This window comes from Bradyrhizobium sp. CSA207, assembly GCF_029051685.1.
GTDB lineage: Bacteria > Pseudomonadota > Alphaproteobacteria > Rhizobiales > Xanthobacteraceae > Bradyrhizobium.
In genome coordinates, this window is record NZ_JAACFT010000021.1 from 73,999 (window position 1) to 91,704 (window position 17,706).

Genomic DNA, 17,706 nt, shown 5'->3' on the forward strand with positions numbered 1-17,706 from the left:
AGTGCGGTTCAACTCTGCTGCGCGTACCGCATCAGATGATAGGTCGGATCGCCAAACTGGACGTTGATAGAGCTGATCCGCTTGAAGTAGTGGCCGACGTTCAATTCATCGCTCATACCCATGCCGCCGTGGAGCTGCACCGCCTGCTCGGCGATGAAACGCGCGGCGTAGCCGACCTTCGACTTGGCGCCAGAGGCCAGTTTCGATCCGTTGGGTTCCCGGGCGGCGAGGCTGAGGTTCAAATGCTGCATGAGCGAGACCGCCTCTTCGAGCGCGATGAACATGTCGACCATACGATGCTGCAGCACCTGAAAGGTCCCGAGCGCGACACCGAACTGCTTGCGGGTCTTGCTGTATTCCAGCGTCGCCGAGTTGAGCACCGACATTGCCCCAACAGCTTCGGCGCAGAGCGCCGCGATCGCACGGTTGCGGCACGCCTCGAGAGCCACGACGCCATCACCTTCGCCGCCAAGCAGCTGGTTGGCCGGGACCTCGACATTCATAAGCGCGAGCTCGGCGGCGCGCCGCCCGTCGAGGGTCTTGAAGCTTTGCACATGGAGATTGGCCGAATGACGATCGACGATGAAGAGACTCACGCCATGCCGGTCCCGAGAGTCACCCGACGTACGTGCTGATACGATCAGCTTGTCGGCCCACGGCGCCCCAACGACCGCGGCCTTCGTTCCGCTCAGGATAAAATTGTCGCCTTGACGCCGGGCTGTCGTAGTGACGTTGTTAAAATCGTACCGTGATCGCCCTTCCGACCAAGCCAGCGCCCATATCGCCTCGCCTTCCATGATGCTCGGCAGGAGCGCCTCGCGTTGCTCGGAGGAGGCAACATCCTCAATCAGACCGCCTGCGAGGACCACTGTCTCGAAATACGGTTCGACGACGAGGCTGCGGCCGAACTCTTGCATCACGATCATCGTCGCAAGCGGGCCGCCACCCAGACCGCCCGAGCTTTCCTGGAACGGGGCCGCGCAGAGCCCTAGTTCGGCGAAGGCTTCCCAGTGCTTACGGCTCCAGCCTTCATCGGTCGAGACTATCTTGCGGCGTTCGTCGAAACCGTATTGCTCGCGCAAGAAACGTTGAATGCTGGAGCGCAGCAATTCCTGTTCTTCGGTGAATTGAATATCCATCGGATGCCTCTTGCGATGTGATCAGAGACCCAGGACCGCTTTCGCGATGATGTTGCGCTGAATCTCGTTCGATCCGCCATAGATGCTGAGCTTACGGGAGTTCAGATACTTCTCGGTGGCGGTGTGCCCGTAATCGGGTCCAGGCATGAAGTGGTTGGCGCTCACCGGATGCTCGCGAATGGCCAAGCCGTAATTGCCGACCGCCTGGTGCGTAAGGTCCGTGATGCGTTGGAATATCTCGGTCCCTCGGATCTTGAACAGCGACGCCGCCGGACCCGGATCGATGCCGCGGGACATTTGCGCGATGATCCGCAGTTCGGTCGCTTCCAGCGCGAGCACGTCTAGCTCGACCCGCGCGATGTCCTTGATGAATTCTCCGTAGGACGGGTCGTCCTCGCTGATTTCGGTCCGAACGATCTGCGCCAGGCGCTGCAGGTAGCGGGTCGAACGACCAATTCCCGCCATGCTGGTGCGCTCGTTGCCGAGCAGAAATTTGGCGTAGGTCCACCCCTTGTTTTCCTCGCCGATCAGGTTCTCCACCGGCACGCGCACGTCCTCCAGGAAGACGTCGTTTACCTCGTGCGATCCGTCGATGGTGATGATCGGGCGGACGGTGACCCCCGGCGATTTCATGTCAATCAACAGGAAGGAGATGCCTGCCTGTGGCTTTGCCGAAGGATCTGTTCGCACCAGACAGAAGATCCAGTCCGCATGTTGCGCCAGGGTCGTCCAGGTCTTGTGGCCGTTGACGACGTAGTGGTCGCCGTCCCGCACGGCCTTGGTGCGGACCGAGGCCAGGTCGGACCCGGAGCCCGGCTCCGAATAGCCTTGGCACCACCAATCGTCGCCAGAGAGAATTCGCGGCAGAAACTTCTTTTTCTGCGCCTCGCTGCCGAAGGTGTAGATGACCGGGCCGACCATCGTGACGCTGAAAGCGAGGGGCGGTAGTGTTCCGGCCCGCGACGTCTCCTGCTCAAAGATGAAGCGCTGCGTGACCGACCAGCCTGGGCCGCCGTAGTCCTTGGGCCAGAGCGGCGCGATCCAGCCCTTCTTGTGCAGGATACGGTGCCAGAGCAGCGACTGCTCCTTGGTCAAATCGGTCTCGGGATTCGGTACCCGCATTTCCTGCGGGTAGTTCTCCGCAATGAAAGCCCGCACCTCGTCACGAAATGCCGCGTCCTGGTCCGAAAGATTGAGCTCCATCGCAACGGACTCCGCTACCATTTCTCGCCGAAGGGGCGAATCTCCAGCTCAAAAGTCCAGGCGCTTTTGGGCTGCTGGTAAAGCATCCAATAGGATTCCGCGACCGAGGACGGCGGCATCAACGCATCGGGGTCGTCAAGCGCGGTCGGGCCGAGCGCCTCGATTCGCCGCTGGCGTACCCATTCGGTGTCGACGCCGGCATCAATGATGAGATGCGCCACGTGAATGTTCTTAGGACCCAACTCGCGTGCGGTCGCCTGCGCTACTGCCCGCAGTCCAAATTTCGCGCTGGCGAAGGCCGAATAGCCCGCTCCACCTCGCAGGCTCGCGGTCGCGCCAGTGAAGAAGATGTTGCCTTTTCCGCGGGGCAACATCAGCCGCGCGGCTTCGCGGCCAGCTAAAAAGCCGGAATAGCAGGCCATCTCCCAAACCTTGCGGAATACGCGCTCGGTGGTCTCGAGGATCGGAAAATTGACGTTGGCGCCGATGTTGAAGATGCAAACCTCGAGCGGCGCGTGCTTGTCTGCATCGCTCAAGAAGGAGACGATCTCTTCCTCTTTACGGGCATCAAGCGAACGCGCGTGAATTTCGCCACCAGATTTTTCGATTTCCTTCACGAGCGGCTCAAGCTTGGCGCCGTTACGGCGACCTGCGAACACCGTGAAGCCCTCGGAGGCGAACTTCTTGGCGATCTCGCCACCGATAAAGTCGCCGGCACCGATTACGGCTACTGTTGCGTTTCTCTTTTGCAAAGACCTTCTCCCACTCTAGTAAAGTTGCTTTCTGTTGGAATTAACTACCTACGCAGCAGATCAGCATAGCGACTGGGTTGCGGGATCGGCTTGGGCGGCTGCGTGTCTCTTAGATGGCTGTAGGCCGATGTCATGCATCGTGCCTATTTGTCGGTTCTTACCGCCGTTGCGTGATGCGCGCACCGCCGTCGGTCTCGAAACTCTTGACATAAAGAACAGTCCGCGGGCCCGGCTATGATCGCGAATATCGTCCAGCTCGCCTGCGGACGACTGGCCATTGGGGACGACCGCCCAGGCGCTGACTCGAGTTGTGGCGAGGAACGCGGTGGCGAGCGCTGTACAGGTTTTGCTGATGATGATCATCCGATCGCCCGCTCCGGTTCTAGGCGAGGAGAGGACGGCGGCGATTTCTCTAATTGCCGCAGATCCCGAGAGCTCCACACACCCGCCGTGATCGAAAAGCGCAATCCACTCAGGGCACTAGCAACCCGTCGCACCGTTGCGTCGTGAATGCGGCGGGGCACTCCGGCAGTAGTCTCGCCGAGATTAATCGTCTCTGAAAGCTTTGCCACGGCCGACCTCCCGATCAAGCATGCCCATTTTCTGCATCGCGGCACATCTGACCGCAGTCATACCGTTCTTTTTTGGAACGCGTCAATCACTAAATCATAGATCCGTTTTTGATGAGGTGCATGAAAGGGCAATCTAGCTGCCAGTTTGATCGGGGCTCTGTTGCCCACCCCCCGTTTACAAGAGGCCAGTTCGCCAGTACGGTCTAAGTTTTGAAATAGAACGATGTGTGAGCCGCGGAATGGCACGGCGCAGCGGGGTGGCGATACTTGCAGGCGCAGCCGATGCTATCGGAGCAGCGGTCGCCAAGCGTTTTGCGAAGGGCGGCTATACAATTTGCATCTGCAGGCGTGATGCATCGAAGTCGCAGGCGCTCGTGGGCGAGCTGAGGGCTGGCGGACAGAACATTCATGCCTTTAGTGTCGACCTCCGCCAGGAAGCAGAAGTGCAAGACATATTCGCGCGGATCGAGAAGGAGTTCGGCCCAATCGACGTCTGTCTCTTCAACGCGGGATCTAACGTCAACAAGCCATTACTTGAGACAACCGAGAAGCTATTCTTGAATGCTTGGGAATTGGCCTGCTACCGCGGTTTCCTTGTCGGACGTGAGGCCGCCCGCGTCATGCTTCGGCGCAAACGTGGCACCATCTTTTTTACGGGTGGAACGGCCAGCGTCCGCGGCGGCTATGGGTTTGCGGCGAGTTCGTCAGCCAAGTTCGGACTTCGAGGAGTGGCGCAGGCAATGTCGCGCGAGTTGGGACCAAAGAACATTCACGTCGTGCATCTCGTAATCGATGCCAATGTCGAGGACGAGGCGATTCACCAGCGCATTACGGCGGCGAAGGGCATCGATGCAACCGAAATTGCCCCAGATAGCCGGACCAAAACGTCTTCTATCGCCGAGGCTTGTTGGTTTACCCACCAGCAAAGCAGGGATGGCTGGACCCACGAGCTAGATCTCCGTCCGCCCGCGAAGAAGTGGTAACATGGAGGCGAGGCAGCCTAACCGTTTGCGGTATTGGGAAAGCCGCGTCTTTCGTCTGCATCGGGCTATGCACGAGATGGGTTTTGTCCACAAGCAAGGCCAGTCGGGCCGCGGACGGTGCGAGACCAAAGCTGTTGAATACTCCGGCCTCAATCCGCGTCAGAAGATCACGCTACTTTAGGAGGGCGGCCTTGTCCATCGGCGAGAGCGCCGCGATACGCGCCTATTTGTCGCGAATAAATTCGATGACGCGATGCTCGCTACCTTGCTCCGGGCGGGGCACTGTTTTCGGAATTGCCCAGTGTTGATGTCGCGCCCGCCGACGGCCGGCACTTCTGGTTGGCGGGTCGATCACGACCGCGCCAATAGAAACCGACCGCCGCTCGATCAAAGGATTGAAGGATAGGGATAAGCCGCTACGCGCATGCTGCGCCGCCAATCCCGGACAGCCGCCATTATGCGGTCTTGGGAACAGGTTGCCTGATCTGTTCGACGATCGACTCCTCGACGTCGCGGAGTTGGTCCTTGCCGAAGAACATTTCCTTGCCAACGAAGAAAGTTGGTGAGCCGAATGCTCCGCGGTTAACCGCGTCGGTGGTCCGATGGATTAACCCCTTCTTGACGTCATCCTGCTGCGCACGCGCAATCAGCCGATCAATATCAATGCCTGAGGAGATGAATGCGGTCCGGAAGATTTCGAGGTCGTCCATCTTCTTCGGCTCTTCCCACATGTGGTGGTACGCGGCGCGGAAATACGGCTCGAACATGCCTTCGAATTGGGCGGCGACGGCGCCGCGCATCAACATCAGCGTATTGACCGGAAAGAACGGATTCTGGCGGAATTTAGTGATGTTGTGGCGTCGGACGAACCGCTGTGTCTCAAGTGCTTGGTATTCCGGCTTGTTTTTGATTCCGCGAAGCGAGTCGAACGGCGACATATTGCCCGTAGCCTTGTAGATGCCGCCAAGAAGTACGGGAACGTATTCGAATTTCACTCCGGTTCGCCGTTCAATCCCGGGAATAGCGAATTCCGCCAGATAAGCGTTCGGGCTGCCGAAATCGAACTGGAATTCAACTTTCAGGGACATGGGGGCTCCTCCGGCGAGTGCATTGAATGTCTTGAATAGCCGAAGGTCCGACTATTACTCATTCTTACAGTTCCAAAAATGAACTGTCAATCAATCCTGATTTCTGCTGGTTTCACTTGTCTCTAGGGGATTGTTTGGAGCTGAGTACCTATCTAGAATGACAGAACCTGAGTTCCCCTGGACGAATCGAGATGCTCAGGTCGTGGATTGATTGGAGAATGGGAATGCGATGGGATGCCCTTGAAGAAGAGCCGTGTTCAATGGCCCGAACGATCGGGGTTATCGGCGACCGTTGGACCCTACTGATCCTGCGCGAATGCTTTCTGCGCACGCGCCGCTTTGAGGGATTTCAGTCCGCGCTTGGGATCACTCGCCATCTGCTCGCGGAACGGTTGAAGAAACTGGTCCGGCAAGGCGTGCTGCGTCGCATTCCGTATCAGGAGTCGCCCAAACGGCATGAATACATTCTCACTCAAAAAGGGCTCGATCTCTATCCCATCATGATGGCGATCGTGCACTGGGGTGACACGCATATGGTCGACACACGCGGGCGGCCGCTGCTCCATGAGCACCGCAAATGTGGCAAGAACTTCGATCCGGTAATGGTGTGCTCCGAATGCGGTGAGCCGCTTTTAGCCAAGGAGGTTCACACCCACCCTGGACCCGGTGCCCAAGGGAGCCTAGCGACGAGGGGCTTAGAAGCTCGGAAAGCAAAAAAGAGCCGCGAAGCCGCCTAAGGCGGGCACGCGTGCATGAGGCCTCGTTGCAGCGATGGCTGCCGCCGTTATCGGACACGCAATGGCGGCATGGGCCAAAATGATGAACGCCCTTAGACTCGGACGACATCTTGACTTGCTTCTTCACGATAGAGACGTCCGACCTGTTCGGAGCGATGTCTCAGCACAGCACGCTGATTTACATAGGCCTTGTCGGTGATTTCTCCTGCGGCCAATGAAGGCGGATCCTTCAGCAAGGAGAACGAGCGGATCCTTTCGCTGCTTCCAACGGTTTCATTGTATTCTCTTAAACAGTCCCTCAGAAATTGGATTACGAGCGAGTCGCGGATCATATCCGCCCCTGGCGCGTTCGAAATCCGCGCCGCCCCGGTAGGGTTCAACCAGCAGAGCAGCGCACACGATTCACGGTTTTCTCCCGAAACGACAATATCCAACAGCACTCCACGTGTGGCTGCCAAGATCGCCGCGCGCATATTCCCACTCGACACCCAGGTGCCGTTCGCGAGCTTGAAGTTCTCGGAAATTCTGCCGGTAAAGCGCAATCCAAGCTCCGGTTTCTGAGCATCCAGAAACGATACCGTATCGCCGATCCGATAGAAGCCTTCTTCATCGAAGGCCCGTTCCGTCACATCCGGCCTTCCGAGGTAACCCGGCGTAACGTTGGGTCCCTTGACCCTCGCTTCGTAGGTGTCGGAAACAGGAACGAGCTTTAGCTTAAGACCCGGCGCCGGAAGACCGATCTCTCCCGGCTGGTCCGTCGCCCAATGGGTCACACTGATAGTCGGGGCCGTTTCGGTAGTGCCGTAGCCCGACATGACGGGAATTCGCCGCCCGGTGATCGAGGATGTAAACCGATAGAGTTTCTCAAGCGTGTCCTGCGATATTGCAGCCCCGGCATAACTCAACCTGTCGATTCGCCTGAATACACTGGCGCCAAGATCGACGTCGTTTTCGATTGCGTCACATAGGAGATTGTAGCCGGCAGGTACGTTGAACATGGCGGTTGGCGAAATCTCCTTGAGATTCGCGACCGTCTTGTGGAAGAGCTGAGGAAGCGGCCGGCCATCGTCGATGTAGAGAGTCCCGCCATTCTTGAGAATGCTGTGAAGGATCACGTTACTGCCCATTGTATGGTGCCAAGGCAGCCACTCAACCTGCACCGGCGCGTCCGGAGGAGACACGAGCAGACTCCCCATTTGCAACGAGGTGGCCATCATGCGGTGGGTGTTCAGCACGCCCTTGGGAAAACCTGTCGACCCGGATGTGAAGAGAATCTTTGTGACGGAATCGCAAGAAACTGCCCGTGAAGCATCCGCAAAACCTTCGTTGCCGGATCGAGACGTCAGCGCCTTGAACGGCACTGTGTCCGGCGCCTCATCGACACTGATCCAGGTGGCGGCTGCGAGTTCGGGAATCGAGCGCCCCGCCGAAAACTCGCGTCCGCTCTGGACGAAAACGAACCTTGGGCGTAACACGTCCGCTATGTCCTTGAGGCGGGCCAGGCCTCCGGGCATCAGCGTGTAGTTTGGCGATATCGGCGCCAGGACTACCCCCATCGACATCGCAGCAAACGAGATCACGGCGTTCTCGATGGAGTTTCCTGAAAGTATCGCCAGCCTGTCACCGGCCTTAGCACCCATATCGATCAGGCTTTGGCCGACCGCCTGAACCTGCATCCATGCTTCGCTGTAGGTGATCTCATTCCAACCCGCCTGGGCATTGCGCTGCGCAAGAAATATCCTGTCGGGAACGGAGTTTGCCCAGCTCGGAAGAAAATCCGTGATGCGCCAATCGCACTCCCCAAGCTCAAGGGGCGAGCTCAATATCAGCGTGCCGTCGGGACGACGCTCCACGGCAAGCTCCCTCGGCGCAAAGGTCAGTGGCTTGGTTGACATCGAAACAATCTCCTAAATGGCTGTGATGATCGGGAAGCGCGGGAAGCGCGATTTGTCTCTTAGCCGTCTCTGCTGGACCTACCCGCTGGACAGCGCGGAGGGATCAATCGAGCTTGCGGCCCAGACCAGCCGGCAGTTGGAAATCGACCGGCGAACTGCGGCGCTCGTCGCTTCGCCCAGGTGATTTCACTCGGACTTGGCGTCCAGCACTTCCCCGAAGCCTTCCCAACTTGTGCCCGTCCAGCGCTGTAGTCGCATCTGTGTCCAGATCATGTTCAACGTGTCGGTCGTGTTGACCTTGATGCCGGGCAGCACAGTAGGTACGACAAAATCCCTGAGGTTCTTGGCCTGCGCAAGAATGTTCTTGCGCGATAGATCGTTGCCGCATTGCTTTAGAATCTGCTCGAGCAGGATGCCTTGCTGATAGCCGGTCAGATAACTGCCATTGGTGATATCGACGCCGGGCAAATACTTTTCCAGGAAGGACCGGTAGCTCTGCATGCCCGGGTCATCATTCCATGTCGAATCCAGAATATCCTTGTTGGTGGTACCGACGATCACGCCAACAGATTTGTCGAGACCCGCGGGCGCAAGCGTGCCTCCGACAGAGCCCGACGGAAAATTGATGATTACAGTTGTCTTCCAGCCGATTACCGAGGCTTGACGTATCGCCTGAGCGGCGAACTTCGGCGTGCCGGCGATCACAAGAGCGTCAGCACCAGAGCTCCTCAGATTGACCACCTGCGAATCGACCGTCGGCTCGGTGACTTCATATGAAGCGGTCACGACCTTTCGGTCAAAATCCTTTCCGAGGAACGCCTTGAAGGCGCTCACATAATCTTTGCCTAGATCGTCGTTCTGATAGAGGATGGCATACTTGGCGCTTGGTAGCGTCTTGGCTAGAAATTTGGCGTAGATCTTTCCCTCAGTGTCGTAACTGACAAGACCAGTCGTGGTCATCGGGTAATTGGCCACGTCGGTGAACTTGGACGACCCGCTGACGATCGCGATGCTAGGCACGCCTTTCGACCTCAGGTATTTTGTCGTAGCCGAGATGCCGGGAGTGCCGAGCTGGCCGAACATGAACGACACTTCATCGCTCTCAACGAGTCTGCGAATGTGCTCCACGGCTTTGGGAGGGCTGTAGGCGTCGTCATATGCGAGGTAGTTGATCTTGCGCCCGTTTATGCCGCCCCGATCGTTGATCGACTGAACATAGGCGATAACGCCCTTGCCAACGAGACCGATAGATGATGCCGGTCCGCTGAAGGGAAAGACACCGCCGATCTTGATCTCCGTCGCTGAAACTCCGGGCTCGTCAGCCGCGAAAGCAGGCCCGCTCAGCAGTAAAGCCAGAGCCGCCACAGTCTTCAATTTCACGAGCATTGCGCATCCTCCCGGCGCGCATCCTCTGAGGGTACGTCGCCGCAGCAATCTTACCGTTCCGTTTTAGAACTAGTCAAGCTCGAGGTGATCGTCCGGCGGAAGCATCGCCCGGATACGAGCCGAGGACTTAAGAGTCCAATTTGTCCATGGAATCGGGTCCACTCACCTTCATCCTCAAGGTACGCGCGCTCAGCTTGCAGAACGCGCGCGGGGTGGGAGACCGCTTCGCGAACCGAGCGAAGCCCGTGCCGGTTTCAAACTGAGGTTCACGTGGTCACTATCATCTATCGGGCCTGCCCCTGGAGCCAAAGTTGCTAGACTGGCTCCTCGATCCGGGGCTTTCCCGGGCCGGATGGGCGATGATGCTTTCCTGCCCGGCGGCCTGCGCGGGCCGCTTGACGATACCGCCGACGGACCATGGACTTCGTCTTTCTGGCCAAATTGCGCAGGAACCTGTCTTCCTTATCGGCGAGCGGGGCCTATACGGCTTCATGCCCTGCGCGAACCCTTATGCTCGAGATCGGGTTGCGATCTCGTTGGGTGCAGCAGGAAGCGCCAAACAGTTCTGGTATGGTGCTCGAACATTCGCTCGAGGGCTATGGCGCAATGACACCTGGTACGAAGATCCATCTTTTCACCGAGCGAAGAGGCCTCACATCCGATTGCGCCAGAAGCGGCCATTCTGGCAGCAATCGCTCTTCACAGTTTCCGATGCGATTGCAAGCGCGCGACGCCGCACGCAGAAAACGTGGGGAGACTGACGACACTTTATCGAGACAAGTAAGCCGATCTCCATCCGACGGCGCTGACCGTCCCCTCGCAGAAGCACCCAACGGTGACCGCCACGGCGCATAGGATACTACTGTGCACCTGCCCGCAGCCGGCCCACGCGGACCTATCTCGGGCGCTCGGATGGGCACACGGCCGCCATATGCAGCAACCGCGGGCGCTGCAACGAGGCATGACAACGCGCCGCTAAAGCCCGACCAGGGCGATGGCATCACATTCTACTGGAGCAGGTTAGACTGAAACCGATTGAGGTACGCCACCATGCCAATAGATCTCGGCGCGCTCTTTGCCGGCCGACCAGCCCCTGCGGGGGAGATGTCGCAATGAGAGATGCCGCCGATTACAAGGGGCTGACAGCTCACGTAACTCTCTCAATTGGGCTTTGGTGTTGCTCATCGATGCCCCCTAAGCACTGTACCATCGCAAACCTGACTAAGACCAAGTTCGGAATCGGAGCAAGAAAGCTCCAAATTGCTTACGCGAAGCACTTTGGCAGTGCGACCACCAACGTTAGCGGTGCCGCTTGGCGACTAGGTATCTCTAAACAGATGACGAACCCGCAGAGCCAAGCATCATTCAAGCAGATGCCGGCTTTTTGGGCTTCAGTTCTCGGCGCAGAATCTTGCCGACGTTACTCTTCGGGAGTTCCGGCCTGAACTCGACGTGCTTCGGCACTTTGTACTGCGTCAGTTGCTTCCCCGCGAACTTGACAATGTCTTGCGCCGTCAAATGCGGATCTAGACGGACTACGAAAACCTTCACGACTTCGGCGGATTTCGCATCGGGGACGCCGATCGCGGCGCATTCCAGGACTCCCGGATGACTGGAAATCACCTCTTCGACCTCGTTTGGGTAAACGTTGAAGCCGGAGACGATGATTATGTCCTTCTTGCGATCCACGATTCTGGTGAACCCATCCGGCGACATCACGCCAATATCGCCTGTCCGGAAAAACCCGTCGCTTGTCATCACCTTGGCAGTTTCATCGGGCTTGTTCCAGTAACCGGCCATCACCTGCGGCCCTTTCCCGCAAATCTCGCCGGCTTCACCGATCGGCACTTCCTTACCATCATCATCACGGATCGATATGTAGGTCGATGGGAGAGGCAAACCGATCGTTCCAGAGAACTCAGCTAGGTCTGACGGCGTCGACGTCAAAGTCGGGGCTGTCTCAGACAGGCCGTAGCCTTCGGAAAGGACACATCCAGTCGCACCAAGCCATTTATCCGCGACGGTCTTTTGAGTCGCCATCCCGCCGCCGAGTGCAATCTTCAGTTCCGAAAAATCCACCTTCTTGAAGTCGGGATGGTGCAGAAGACCATTGAACAACGTGTTGACGGCCGGGAAAACGTGAATGGTGTGTTTTCGGAGCTCCTTGATGAAGCCCGGAACATCCCGGGGATTCACAATCAGAAGGTTGGTACCGCCTAGGCGCACGGAGAGCAGGAAGCAGGCTGTGAGCGCGAAGATATGATAGAGTGGCAGCGCGCAGACTGTCAGCAAGGGCTCGACGAGTGGCGGCTTACGCAAGGCCGGATCTGTCCAAGCAACAATTTGAAGCACATTGGCCACCATATTGCGGTGGAGCAACATTGCTCCCTTCGACACGCCCGTGGTGCCGCCGGTGTACTGGAGGAACGCGATATCGTTTGGCCCAATGTTCGGCCTGTACAGCTTCATCTTTCGGCCAGCAGATAGCGCATCGTTGAACGAGATCGCGCCCGGTAACGAATACGGAGGGACCATCTTCCTGATCTTACGTACCACGAAATTGACGATAACGCCCTTGAGACCAAGCAGATCTCCCATCGTGCCGACGATAACGTGTTTGATGCTCGTCCGCGGCAGTACCTCTTCTAGGGTCGTCGCAAAATTCTCCAGAATGATTATGGCCTCCGCGCCGGAGTCCTTGAGCTGATGCTCCAGCTCCCGCGCAGTGTAGAGGGGATTGACGTTCACGACCGTGTAGCCTGCACGTAATCCAGCGGTTAGCACGACAGGATTTTGCAGAACGTTGGGCATCATGATCGCAACGCGGGCGCCCCTGGCGAGCCCCCTGCTTTGCAGGTAAGCGCCGATCGCGGCTGACATGTCGTCAAGTTCTTCGTAGGTGATCGCCTTGTCCATACAGATGGCTGCTTTGCGATCGGCAAACGCTGTAAAGCTTTCCTCGAATAGTTCGATTAACGAGGAATACTGGTGGACATCGATATCCGCGGGTACCCCATCCGGATACTGCTGTAGCCAAAAACGGTTCACGATATTCCTCCTGCAGAAAAGCCGCTTTTCGGCCTTTGTGCGGTTTACTCTGCTTGCCCGGCGGCCGAATGCAGCCCGCCGGGAGAGAACTGATGGCGAGCAGCACGAGGGAGCTCGCCTTGCATCCAAGTCATCAGATTGTCGGCGCACCACCTGATGACGGTCATAGGACGGCCTACGTACCGCGGAACACTGTCGAGCCACGTTCCACGAACACTCGGGTCGCGCTTCAGCTCAGTTCCGTCAACGCGGTCCGTTCGAAAGCCATCAGCTCTTCCGTCCGGCCGTCACGTATCTTCAGTAGCCACTGCGGATCCTGAAGCAGCGCCCTGCCCACTGCGATGAGATCGAACTCTTCGCGATCGAGGCGGCGGATCAACTCGTCGAGGGATGCCGGACGGGAGCTTTCTCCACTGTATGCGGCGATGAATTCGCCCGTTAGACCGACCGATCCGACCGAAATCGTCGGTACTCCCGTGACTTTCTTCGCCCATCCGGCGAAATTCAAATCCGAGCCATCGAACTCCGGCTCCCAGAAGCGCCTTTGTGAGCAATGCAAAACGTCGACGCCCGCGTCGACCAGAGGTTTGAGCCAGGCCTCCAATGCGCGAGGCGTATCGGCCAGCTTCACATCAAGATCCTGCTGCTTCCACTGGCTGATCCGGAGCAATATCGGAAAATCCGTTCCGACCGACTTGCGCACCGCGTGGACGATATCAGCGGCAAACCGGGCTCGGCCGGGCAGGTCCTTGCCGCCATAGGCATCCTCGCGGCGATTGGTACCCTCCCAGAAAAACTGATCGATCAGATAGCCATGCGCTCCATGCAATTCGACGGCATCGAATCCCAAGCGCTTTGCCGCAAGCGCCGCATCCGCGAAAGCACGAATGGCGTCCGCGATGGCCTCTTCGCTCATTGGCTCGCCGAACTTCTTCTCCGGCCGGGACAGGCCGGACGGACTGTCGTAGGCGCCGGGAGGAGACCAATTCTGAGCGCGCGTTCGAACGGCCCCGACGTGCCATAACTGCGGAGCCATCAGCCCGCCGGAGGCATGCACCTCGTCAACCACGCGCCGCCACCCCGCCAGTTCCTTCTCGCCATGAAAGCGAGGAACGTCCGGATCGTTCAGGGATGCCGGACGATCCACACCCGTCCCCTCCGATATGATGAAACCGACCGCTCCCTCGGCACGGCGGCGGTAGTACCGTGCGACGTCTTCGGTCGGAATTCCGCCGGGAGAGAACGAACGCGTCATCGGCGCCATCACAACGCGGTTCGGTAAATTCAACCCTTTCAGCTTGAAAGGTCGGAAAAGTGCGTCGCTGGACATTGGTCCTCCATGCTTTCGTTAGTCTTTGCGGGCCCAGATCACCCGCATGGCACCAAGCGGCAAGTTCACTTCTCGTCGGCGCTGAGAACTTCTCCGAATTGAACCCACGTGCTACCGCTCCAGCGCTGCAGCTGCAGCTGCGTATAGGCCATACTGCTTCCGGGGCCCGTATTGATCGTGACACCCGGTATGAGAGTGGGGAGCGAAAGCCCGTGAATGGCCCGCGATTGCTTGACCACATTCTCGCGCGAGAGATCGTCACCGCACTGCTTCAGCACCTGCTCCAGGATCTGTCCTTGCTGCGTACCGAACACATAGTTGTTGTCACCGATGTCAGCGCCCGGCAGGTATTTGGCGAAATACTCTCGGTACCATTTGATGCCGGGATCGTCGTCCCACTTCTTGTCGTTCGGATCCTTGGTGATTGTCGCGGCGACGATGCCCACGGCCTTCTCCGGTCCTGCTGGAATAATGGTCGAAGAGACGGAGCTCGAAATGAAGTTGATCAGGAACAGGGGCTTCCAACCAATCTCATCGGCCTTCTTGATCGCCTGCGCTGCGAATTTTGGCGTTCCAGCGACGAGAAAGGCTTCTGCGCCGGACGATTTCAGCGCGACGACGTGCGAATCGATAGTAGGCTCGCTCACCTCGTAGGAAGATACGACAACCTTTTTGTCAAATTCGTCCTTCAGCGACCCCTTGAACGCATTCACGAAGTCCTTACCGAGGTCGTCGTTCTGATACAGGATCGCAATCTTTGCGTCCGGGCGGGTCTTTGTGACGTACTTTGCGTAGATTCGACCTTCCGTGTCGTAGCTCGGCAGCCCCGTCGTGGTCATCGGAAACTCAGCGAAGTTGGTAAACTTCGTGACGCCGCTGACCACGAAAAGATGGGGCACCTTCTTCGCATTGACATACTTTATGGTTGCCGCAATGCCAGGCGTACCCAGCGGACCGAATAGAAAGGCCACCTCATCACTTTCGATAAGCTTGCGGGTTTGTTCTACCGTTTTGGGCGGACTGTAAGCATCATCGTAGGTGATGAGGTTTATCTTTCGCCCGTTGATGCCGCCGCGATCGTTGATCGAATTGACGTAGGCCATCAAACCCTTTCCGGTATTGCTGAGCGGCGAAGCAGGGCCGCTGAACGGAAAGGTCGCACCCACCTTCACTTCGGCACTCGTGACGCCGGGCGTTTCCGCACCGGCGTGCGCGGCGACAATCGTCACCCCGATCGCTGCTGCTAGTATGGTCTTCCTGAGCATCGATATCTCCCCTGTGCGGCAACGGTCGCGTCGCTCATGACTCGTTGAGTTTCCTTGCGGCGTCGGCAGCCGACTCGTGGCGTCGCTTTGCCCCAGCCCTTGCGGTACATCGGTCAGCCTGCGGCTGCGGCATCGGACGCCTTCCCTGCCGTTCGCTCGATCGCCATCTCTCGCAGCTTGTGTTTGAGTATTTTCCCGGTGGAGGCTGAAGGCAGAGCGTCGAGCACGATGAATTCAGTCGGACGCTTGTACGAAGTGAGCTGTTGGGCTGTGTACGCCTTCAAGTCTTCGGCGCTAATACTGGTGCCGGGGAGAAGCTGCACGAACGCGACGACCTCCTCGTTCCCATCAATCGGTCGTCCAACAACAGCTGATTGGACGACTTGATCGTGCGCGTTCAGCACCGCCTCCACCTCGGCAGGGTAAACGTTGAAGCCGGAGCGAATGATGAGTTCTTTGGTTCGGCCAGCGATGTAGAGGTGGCCCTCGCCGTTCACCCGTGCGAGATCCCCCGTGTTGAACCATCCGCGGTTATCGATCGCCGCGGCCGTCTGCTCGGGAGAGCGATAGTAGCCAACCATCACGTTAGGGCCTCGGACGTGCAACTCGCCCACTTCGCCGGTCGCAACCTTGTTGCCCTGCCTGTCCACGATCCGGTGCTCAATACCGGGGAGAAACGGGCCGACGGACTCGTCTGAGACAGGATGCCCCGAACGGACACCCGATAGGCCCGGCGAACACTCGGTTATTCCGTAATTATTCAATAGCGGGATTCCGAATTCGTCCTCGATCCGCTTCTTCAAATCGAGATCGAGCGGCGCGCCGGCGACGCTCGCGATCCGCAGCTTGCCTCGCTCGAGTCGTTGGATGCCCTTGACCGCCTTGTGTTCGAGCAGGCGCTGGTATGTCGCGGGTACACCGAACAGACTTGTAATCCCCTCCTCGGCGATGGCATGGGCTAGGGCAGCGGGATCAGCCTTGGCCACAACATACAACGTGCTGCCGTGCATCAGCGTGGCGATCAGCAGGATCGAATACCCGACAATGTGGGACATCGGCAACACGCCGTAGATGCGGTCGGCCGGACCGCTTTGACGAAGGATTCCCGAAGTCTTTGCGGCGAAGAGCAGGTTACGGTGGCTCAGCATGACTCCCTTCGGTGCACCGGTCGTGCCCGATGTGTACAAGAGACCAGCGACCTGGCGGGCGCCATCCTTCTCTACGGGCTCCGCATGCGCATCCGTATTGAGAGGGCCAATGCCGATCCCCCCGAATGGTCCCACGGCGCTGATTTTAGCGCCGACGCGGTTGGCGTGATCGGCCGCTTCCTTCGAAAGCGCCGCGTTGAACAGCATGCGTCTTGCGCCGCTGTGGGTGCTGATCAGGTCGATCTCCCTGGCAGAAAGGCGGGGATTAACCGCAACGCCCCAAGCATCGAGCTTGCTCGCCGCGAATAGCATCGCCCCCAAAGCCACGCTGTTCTCGCTCGCAATCATCACGCGATCACCGGGTCGAACCTCCAAATTGGAAAGGTCCTTCGCCGCGGCGTCGACAGCTTCCGAGAACTGCCGATAGCTCCACGAACGCCCCCCTTCCACGAACGCGGGATGATCCGGGATGTCCCGCACGAACGGCGCGTAGACCTCGTGTATCCTGGACGGTAGGCCGTCCAGCAGCTCGGCCGCGGTGATATCGTCCGCGCTCCTCATGCCATCCTCCTCGCGCCTTGTGTTCGGGAGCGCTGCGCGGCCGCCTTCAAACCGGCTGGTCCTTCATCGGCTGGCGAGTAAACAGTTCTAAAATAGAACTGTCAAGTCCAATGCGAGTCACTGCATAAGACCGGGCGGAAGCGACGACCGTAGGCATGACGGCGGTGCTCGCTCGACGCGGGCGCATAGATGCCTCCGGAACGCGACTTTAAAGTTCGCGAGACGCGCAACTTGCCGATTTGCAACAGCTATTGCTCAGCGGACTCGGCATCCTTCCGAACATCATGTGTCAGAACCATGTAAGGACAGACGACTGGTTCGCGTGCTTACTGACTGGGAAAGTCCGTCACTGCAGGTCAGGCGACATTTTTCCGCAAACGCAAGGAGTCGCGACGCCTGCGCGCGTTTCTCGATTTTATGGAGCGCATGCTCAAGATCGAAGGAAGCGCCGCCCAACCATTGTCGGCCGTGCAAGGCGCGGCTGAACTGACAAGACTTGAGGGAAGCGTTGTCCGATGAGATCGCCGCCTCTAGACCACTCCGAAATCCTAGTACCGTGCTTGATCTCGATGAAATCGTTCCGCGCCTCTTGACCATGA

General features: G+C 58.4%; 12 protein-coding genes. 2 read left to right on the forward strand and 10 right to left on the reverse strand.

Annotated features, from left to right (window positions below; genetic code table 11):
- Positions 1-8: 8 nt before the first annotated feature.
- Genes GWG65_RS23690 through GWG65_RS23700 form a run of 3 tightly spaced genes read right to left on the reverse strand, consistent with a single transcriptional unit; the run spans position 9 to position 3,094 of the window.
- Positions 9-1,139: an acyl-CoA dehydrogenase family protein gene (locus GWG65_RS23690; protein ID WP_275197982.1), complete on the reverse strand. Its 1,131-nt coding sequence runs from the start codon at positions 1,137-1,139 to the stop codon at positions 9-11.
- A 21-nt stretch (positions 1,140-1,160) separates the two neighbouring features.
- Entirely contained in the window at positions 1,161-2,342 is a 1,182-nt protein-coding gene (locus tag GWG65_RS23695; RefSeq protein ID WP_275197983.1) for an acyl-CoA dehydrogenase family protein, read from the reverse strand.
- 14 nt (positions 2,343-2,356) lie between these two features.
- A complete protein-coding gene (locus GWG65_RS23700; protein WP_275197984.1) occupies positions 2,357-3,094 on the reverse strand; it encodes an SDR family oxidoreductase in 738 nt (245 codons plus the stop codon).
- Positions 3,095-3,905: 811 nt separating this feature from the next.
- Between GWG65_RS23700 and GWG65_RS23705 the strand changes: the two genes are divergently transcribed.
- Positions 3,906-4,649 carry an SDR family NAD(P)-dependent oxidoreductase gene (locus tag GWG65_RS23705; protein WP_275197985.1) on the forward strand — a complete coding sequence of 248 codons (744 nt, stop codon included), beginning with the start codon at positions 3,906-3,908 and terminating at the stop codon, positions 4,647-4,649.
- A gap of 455 nt (positions 4,650-5,104) precedes the next feature.
- On the opposite strand, the gene GWG65_RS23710 is transcribed toward GWG65_RS23705, so the two are convergent.
- Entirely contained in the window at positions 5,105-5,737 is a 633-nt protein-coding gene (locus tag GWG65_RS23710; protein WP_275197986.1) for a 2-hydroxychromene-2-carboxylate isomerase, read from the reverse strand.
- 224 nt (positions 5,738-5,961) lie between these two features.
- Here GWG65_RS23710 and GWG65_RS23715 point away from each other — a divergent pair, with 224 nt between their 5' ends.
- Positions 5,962-6,474: a helix-turn-helix domain-containing protein gene (locus GWG65_RS23715; RefSeq protein WP_275197987.1), complete on the forward strand. Its 513-nt coding sequence runs from the start codon at positions 5,962-5,964 to the stop codon at positions 6,472-6,474.
- Between the two features lie 92 nt (positions 6,475-6,566).
- Here the strand turns inward: GWG65_RS23715 and GWG65_RS23720 are convergent, their stop codons facing one another.
- From GWG65_RS23720 to GWG65_RS23745, 6 genes are all read right to left on the reverse strand, one after another.
- Positions 6,567-8,369 carry an AMP-binding protein gene (locus GWG65_RS23720; protein ID WP_275197988.1) on the reverse strand — a complete coding sequence of 601 codons (1,803 nt, stop codon included), beginning with the start codon at positions 8,367-8,369 and terminating at the stop codon, positions 6,567-6,569.
- Positions 8,370-8,555: 186 nt separating this feature from the next.
- The gene (locus tag GWG65_RS23725) at positions 8,556-9,755 is read right to left on the reverse strand and encodes an ABC transporter substrate-binding protein (protein WP_275197989.1); all 1,200 of its coding nucleotides are present in this window, start codon (positions 9,753-9,755) and stop codon (positions 8,556-8,558) included.
- Between the two features lie 1,365 nt (positions 9,756-11,120).
- The gene (locus tag GWG65_RS23730) at positions 11,121-12,803 is read right to left on the reverse strand and encodes a long-chain-fatty-acid--CoA ligase (RefSeq protein WP_275197990.1); all 1,683 of its coding nucleotides are present in this window, start codon (positions 12,801-12,803) and stop codon (positions 11,121-11,123) included.
- Positions 12,804-13,032: 229 nt separating this feature from the next.
- Positions 13,033-14,133 (reverse strand): NADH:flavin oxidoreductase, encoded by a 1,101-nt coding sequence (locus tag GWG65_RS23735; RefSeq protein WP_275197991.1) that lies wholly within the window; start codon positions 14,131-14,133, stop codon positions 13,033-13,035.
- 65 nt (positions 14,134-14,198) lie between these two features.
- Entirely contained in the window at positions 14,199-15,398 is a 1,200-nt protein-coding gene (locus GWG65_RS23740; protein WP_275197992.1) for an ABC transporter substrate-binding protein, read from the reverse strand.
- 113 nt (positions 15,399-15,511) lie between these two features.
- On the reverse strand, positions 15,512-17,107 hold the full coding sequence (locus GWG65_RS23745) for an AMP-binding protein (protein ID WP_275197993.1): 1,596 nt from the start codon (positions 17,105-17,107) through the stop codon (positions 15,512-15,514).
- Between the last annotated feature and the right edge of the window lie 599 nt (positions 17,108-17,706).

What these genes read in the sequence shown, in the direction of transcription:
- GWG65_RS23690 (WP_275197982.1), bottom strand. Translation starts at nt 1,139, where the DNA reads ATGGATATTCAATTCACCGAAGAACAGGAATTGCTGCGCTCCAGCATT.
- GWG65_RS23695 (WP_275197983.1), bottom strand. Translation starts at nt 2,342, where the DNA reads ATGGAGCTCAATCTTTCGGACCAGGACGCGGCATTTCGTGACGAGGTG.
- GWG65_RS23705 (WP_275197985.1), top strand. Translation starts at nt 3,906, where the DNA reads ATGGCACGGCGCAGCGGGGTGGCGATACTTGCAGGCGCAGCCGATGCT.
- GWG65_RS23710 (WP_275197986.1), bottom strand. Translation starts at nt 5,737, where the DNA reads ATGTCCCTGAAAGTTGAATTCCAGTTCGATTTCGGCAGCCCGAACGCT.
- GWG65_RS23715 (WP_275197987.1), top strand. Translation starts at nt 5,962, where the DNA reads ATGCGATGGGATGCCCTTGAAGAAGAGCCGTGTTCAATGGCCCGAACG.
- GWG65_RS23720 (WP_275197988.1), bottom strand. Translation starts at nt 8,369, where the DNA reads ATGTCAACCAAGCCACTGACCTTTGCGCCGAGGGAGCTTGCCGTGGAG.
- GWG65_RS23725 (WP_275197989.1), bottom strand. Translation starts at nt 9,755, where the DNA reads ATGCTCGTGAAATTGAAGACTGTGGCGGCTCTGGCTTTACTGCTGAGC.
- GWG65_RS23735 (WP_275197991.1), bottom strand. Translation starts at nt 14,133, where the DNA reads ATGTCCAGCGACGCACTTTTCCGACCTTTCAAGCTGAAAGGGTTGAAT.
- GWG65_RS23740 (WP_275197992.1), bottom strand. Translation starts at nt 15,398, where the DNA reads ATGCTCAGGAAGACCATACTAGCAGCAGCGATCGGGGTGACGATTGTC.
- GWG65_RS23745 (WP_275197993.1), bottom strand. Translation starts at nt 17,107, where the DNA reads ATGAGGAGCGCGGACGATATCACCGCGGCCGAGCTGCTGGACGGCCTA.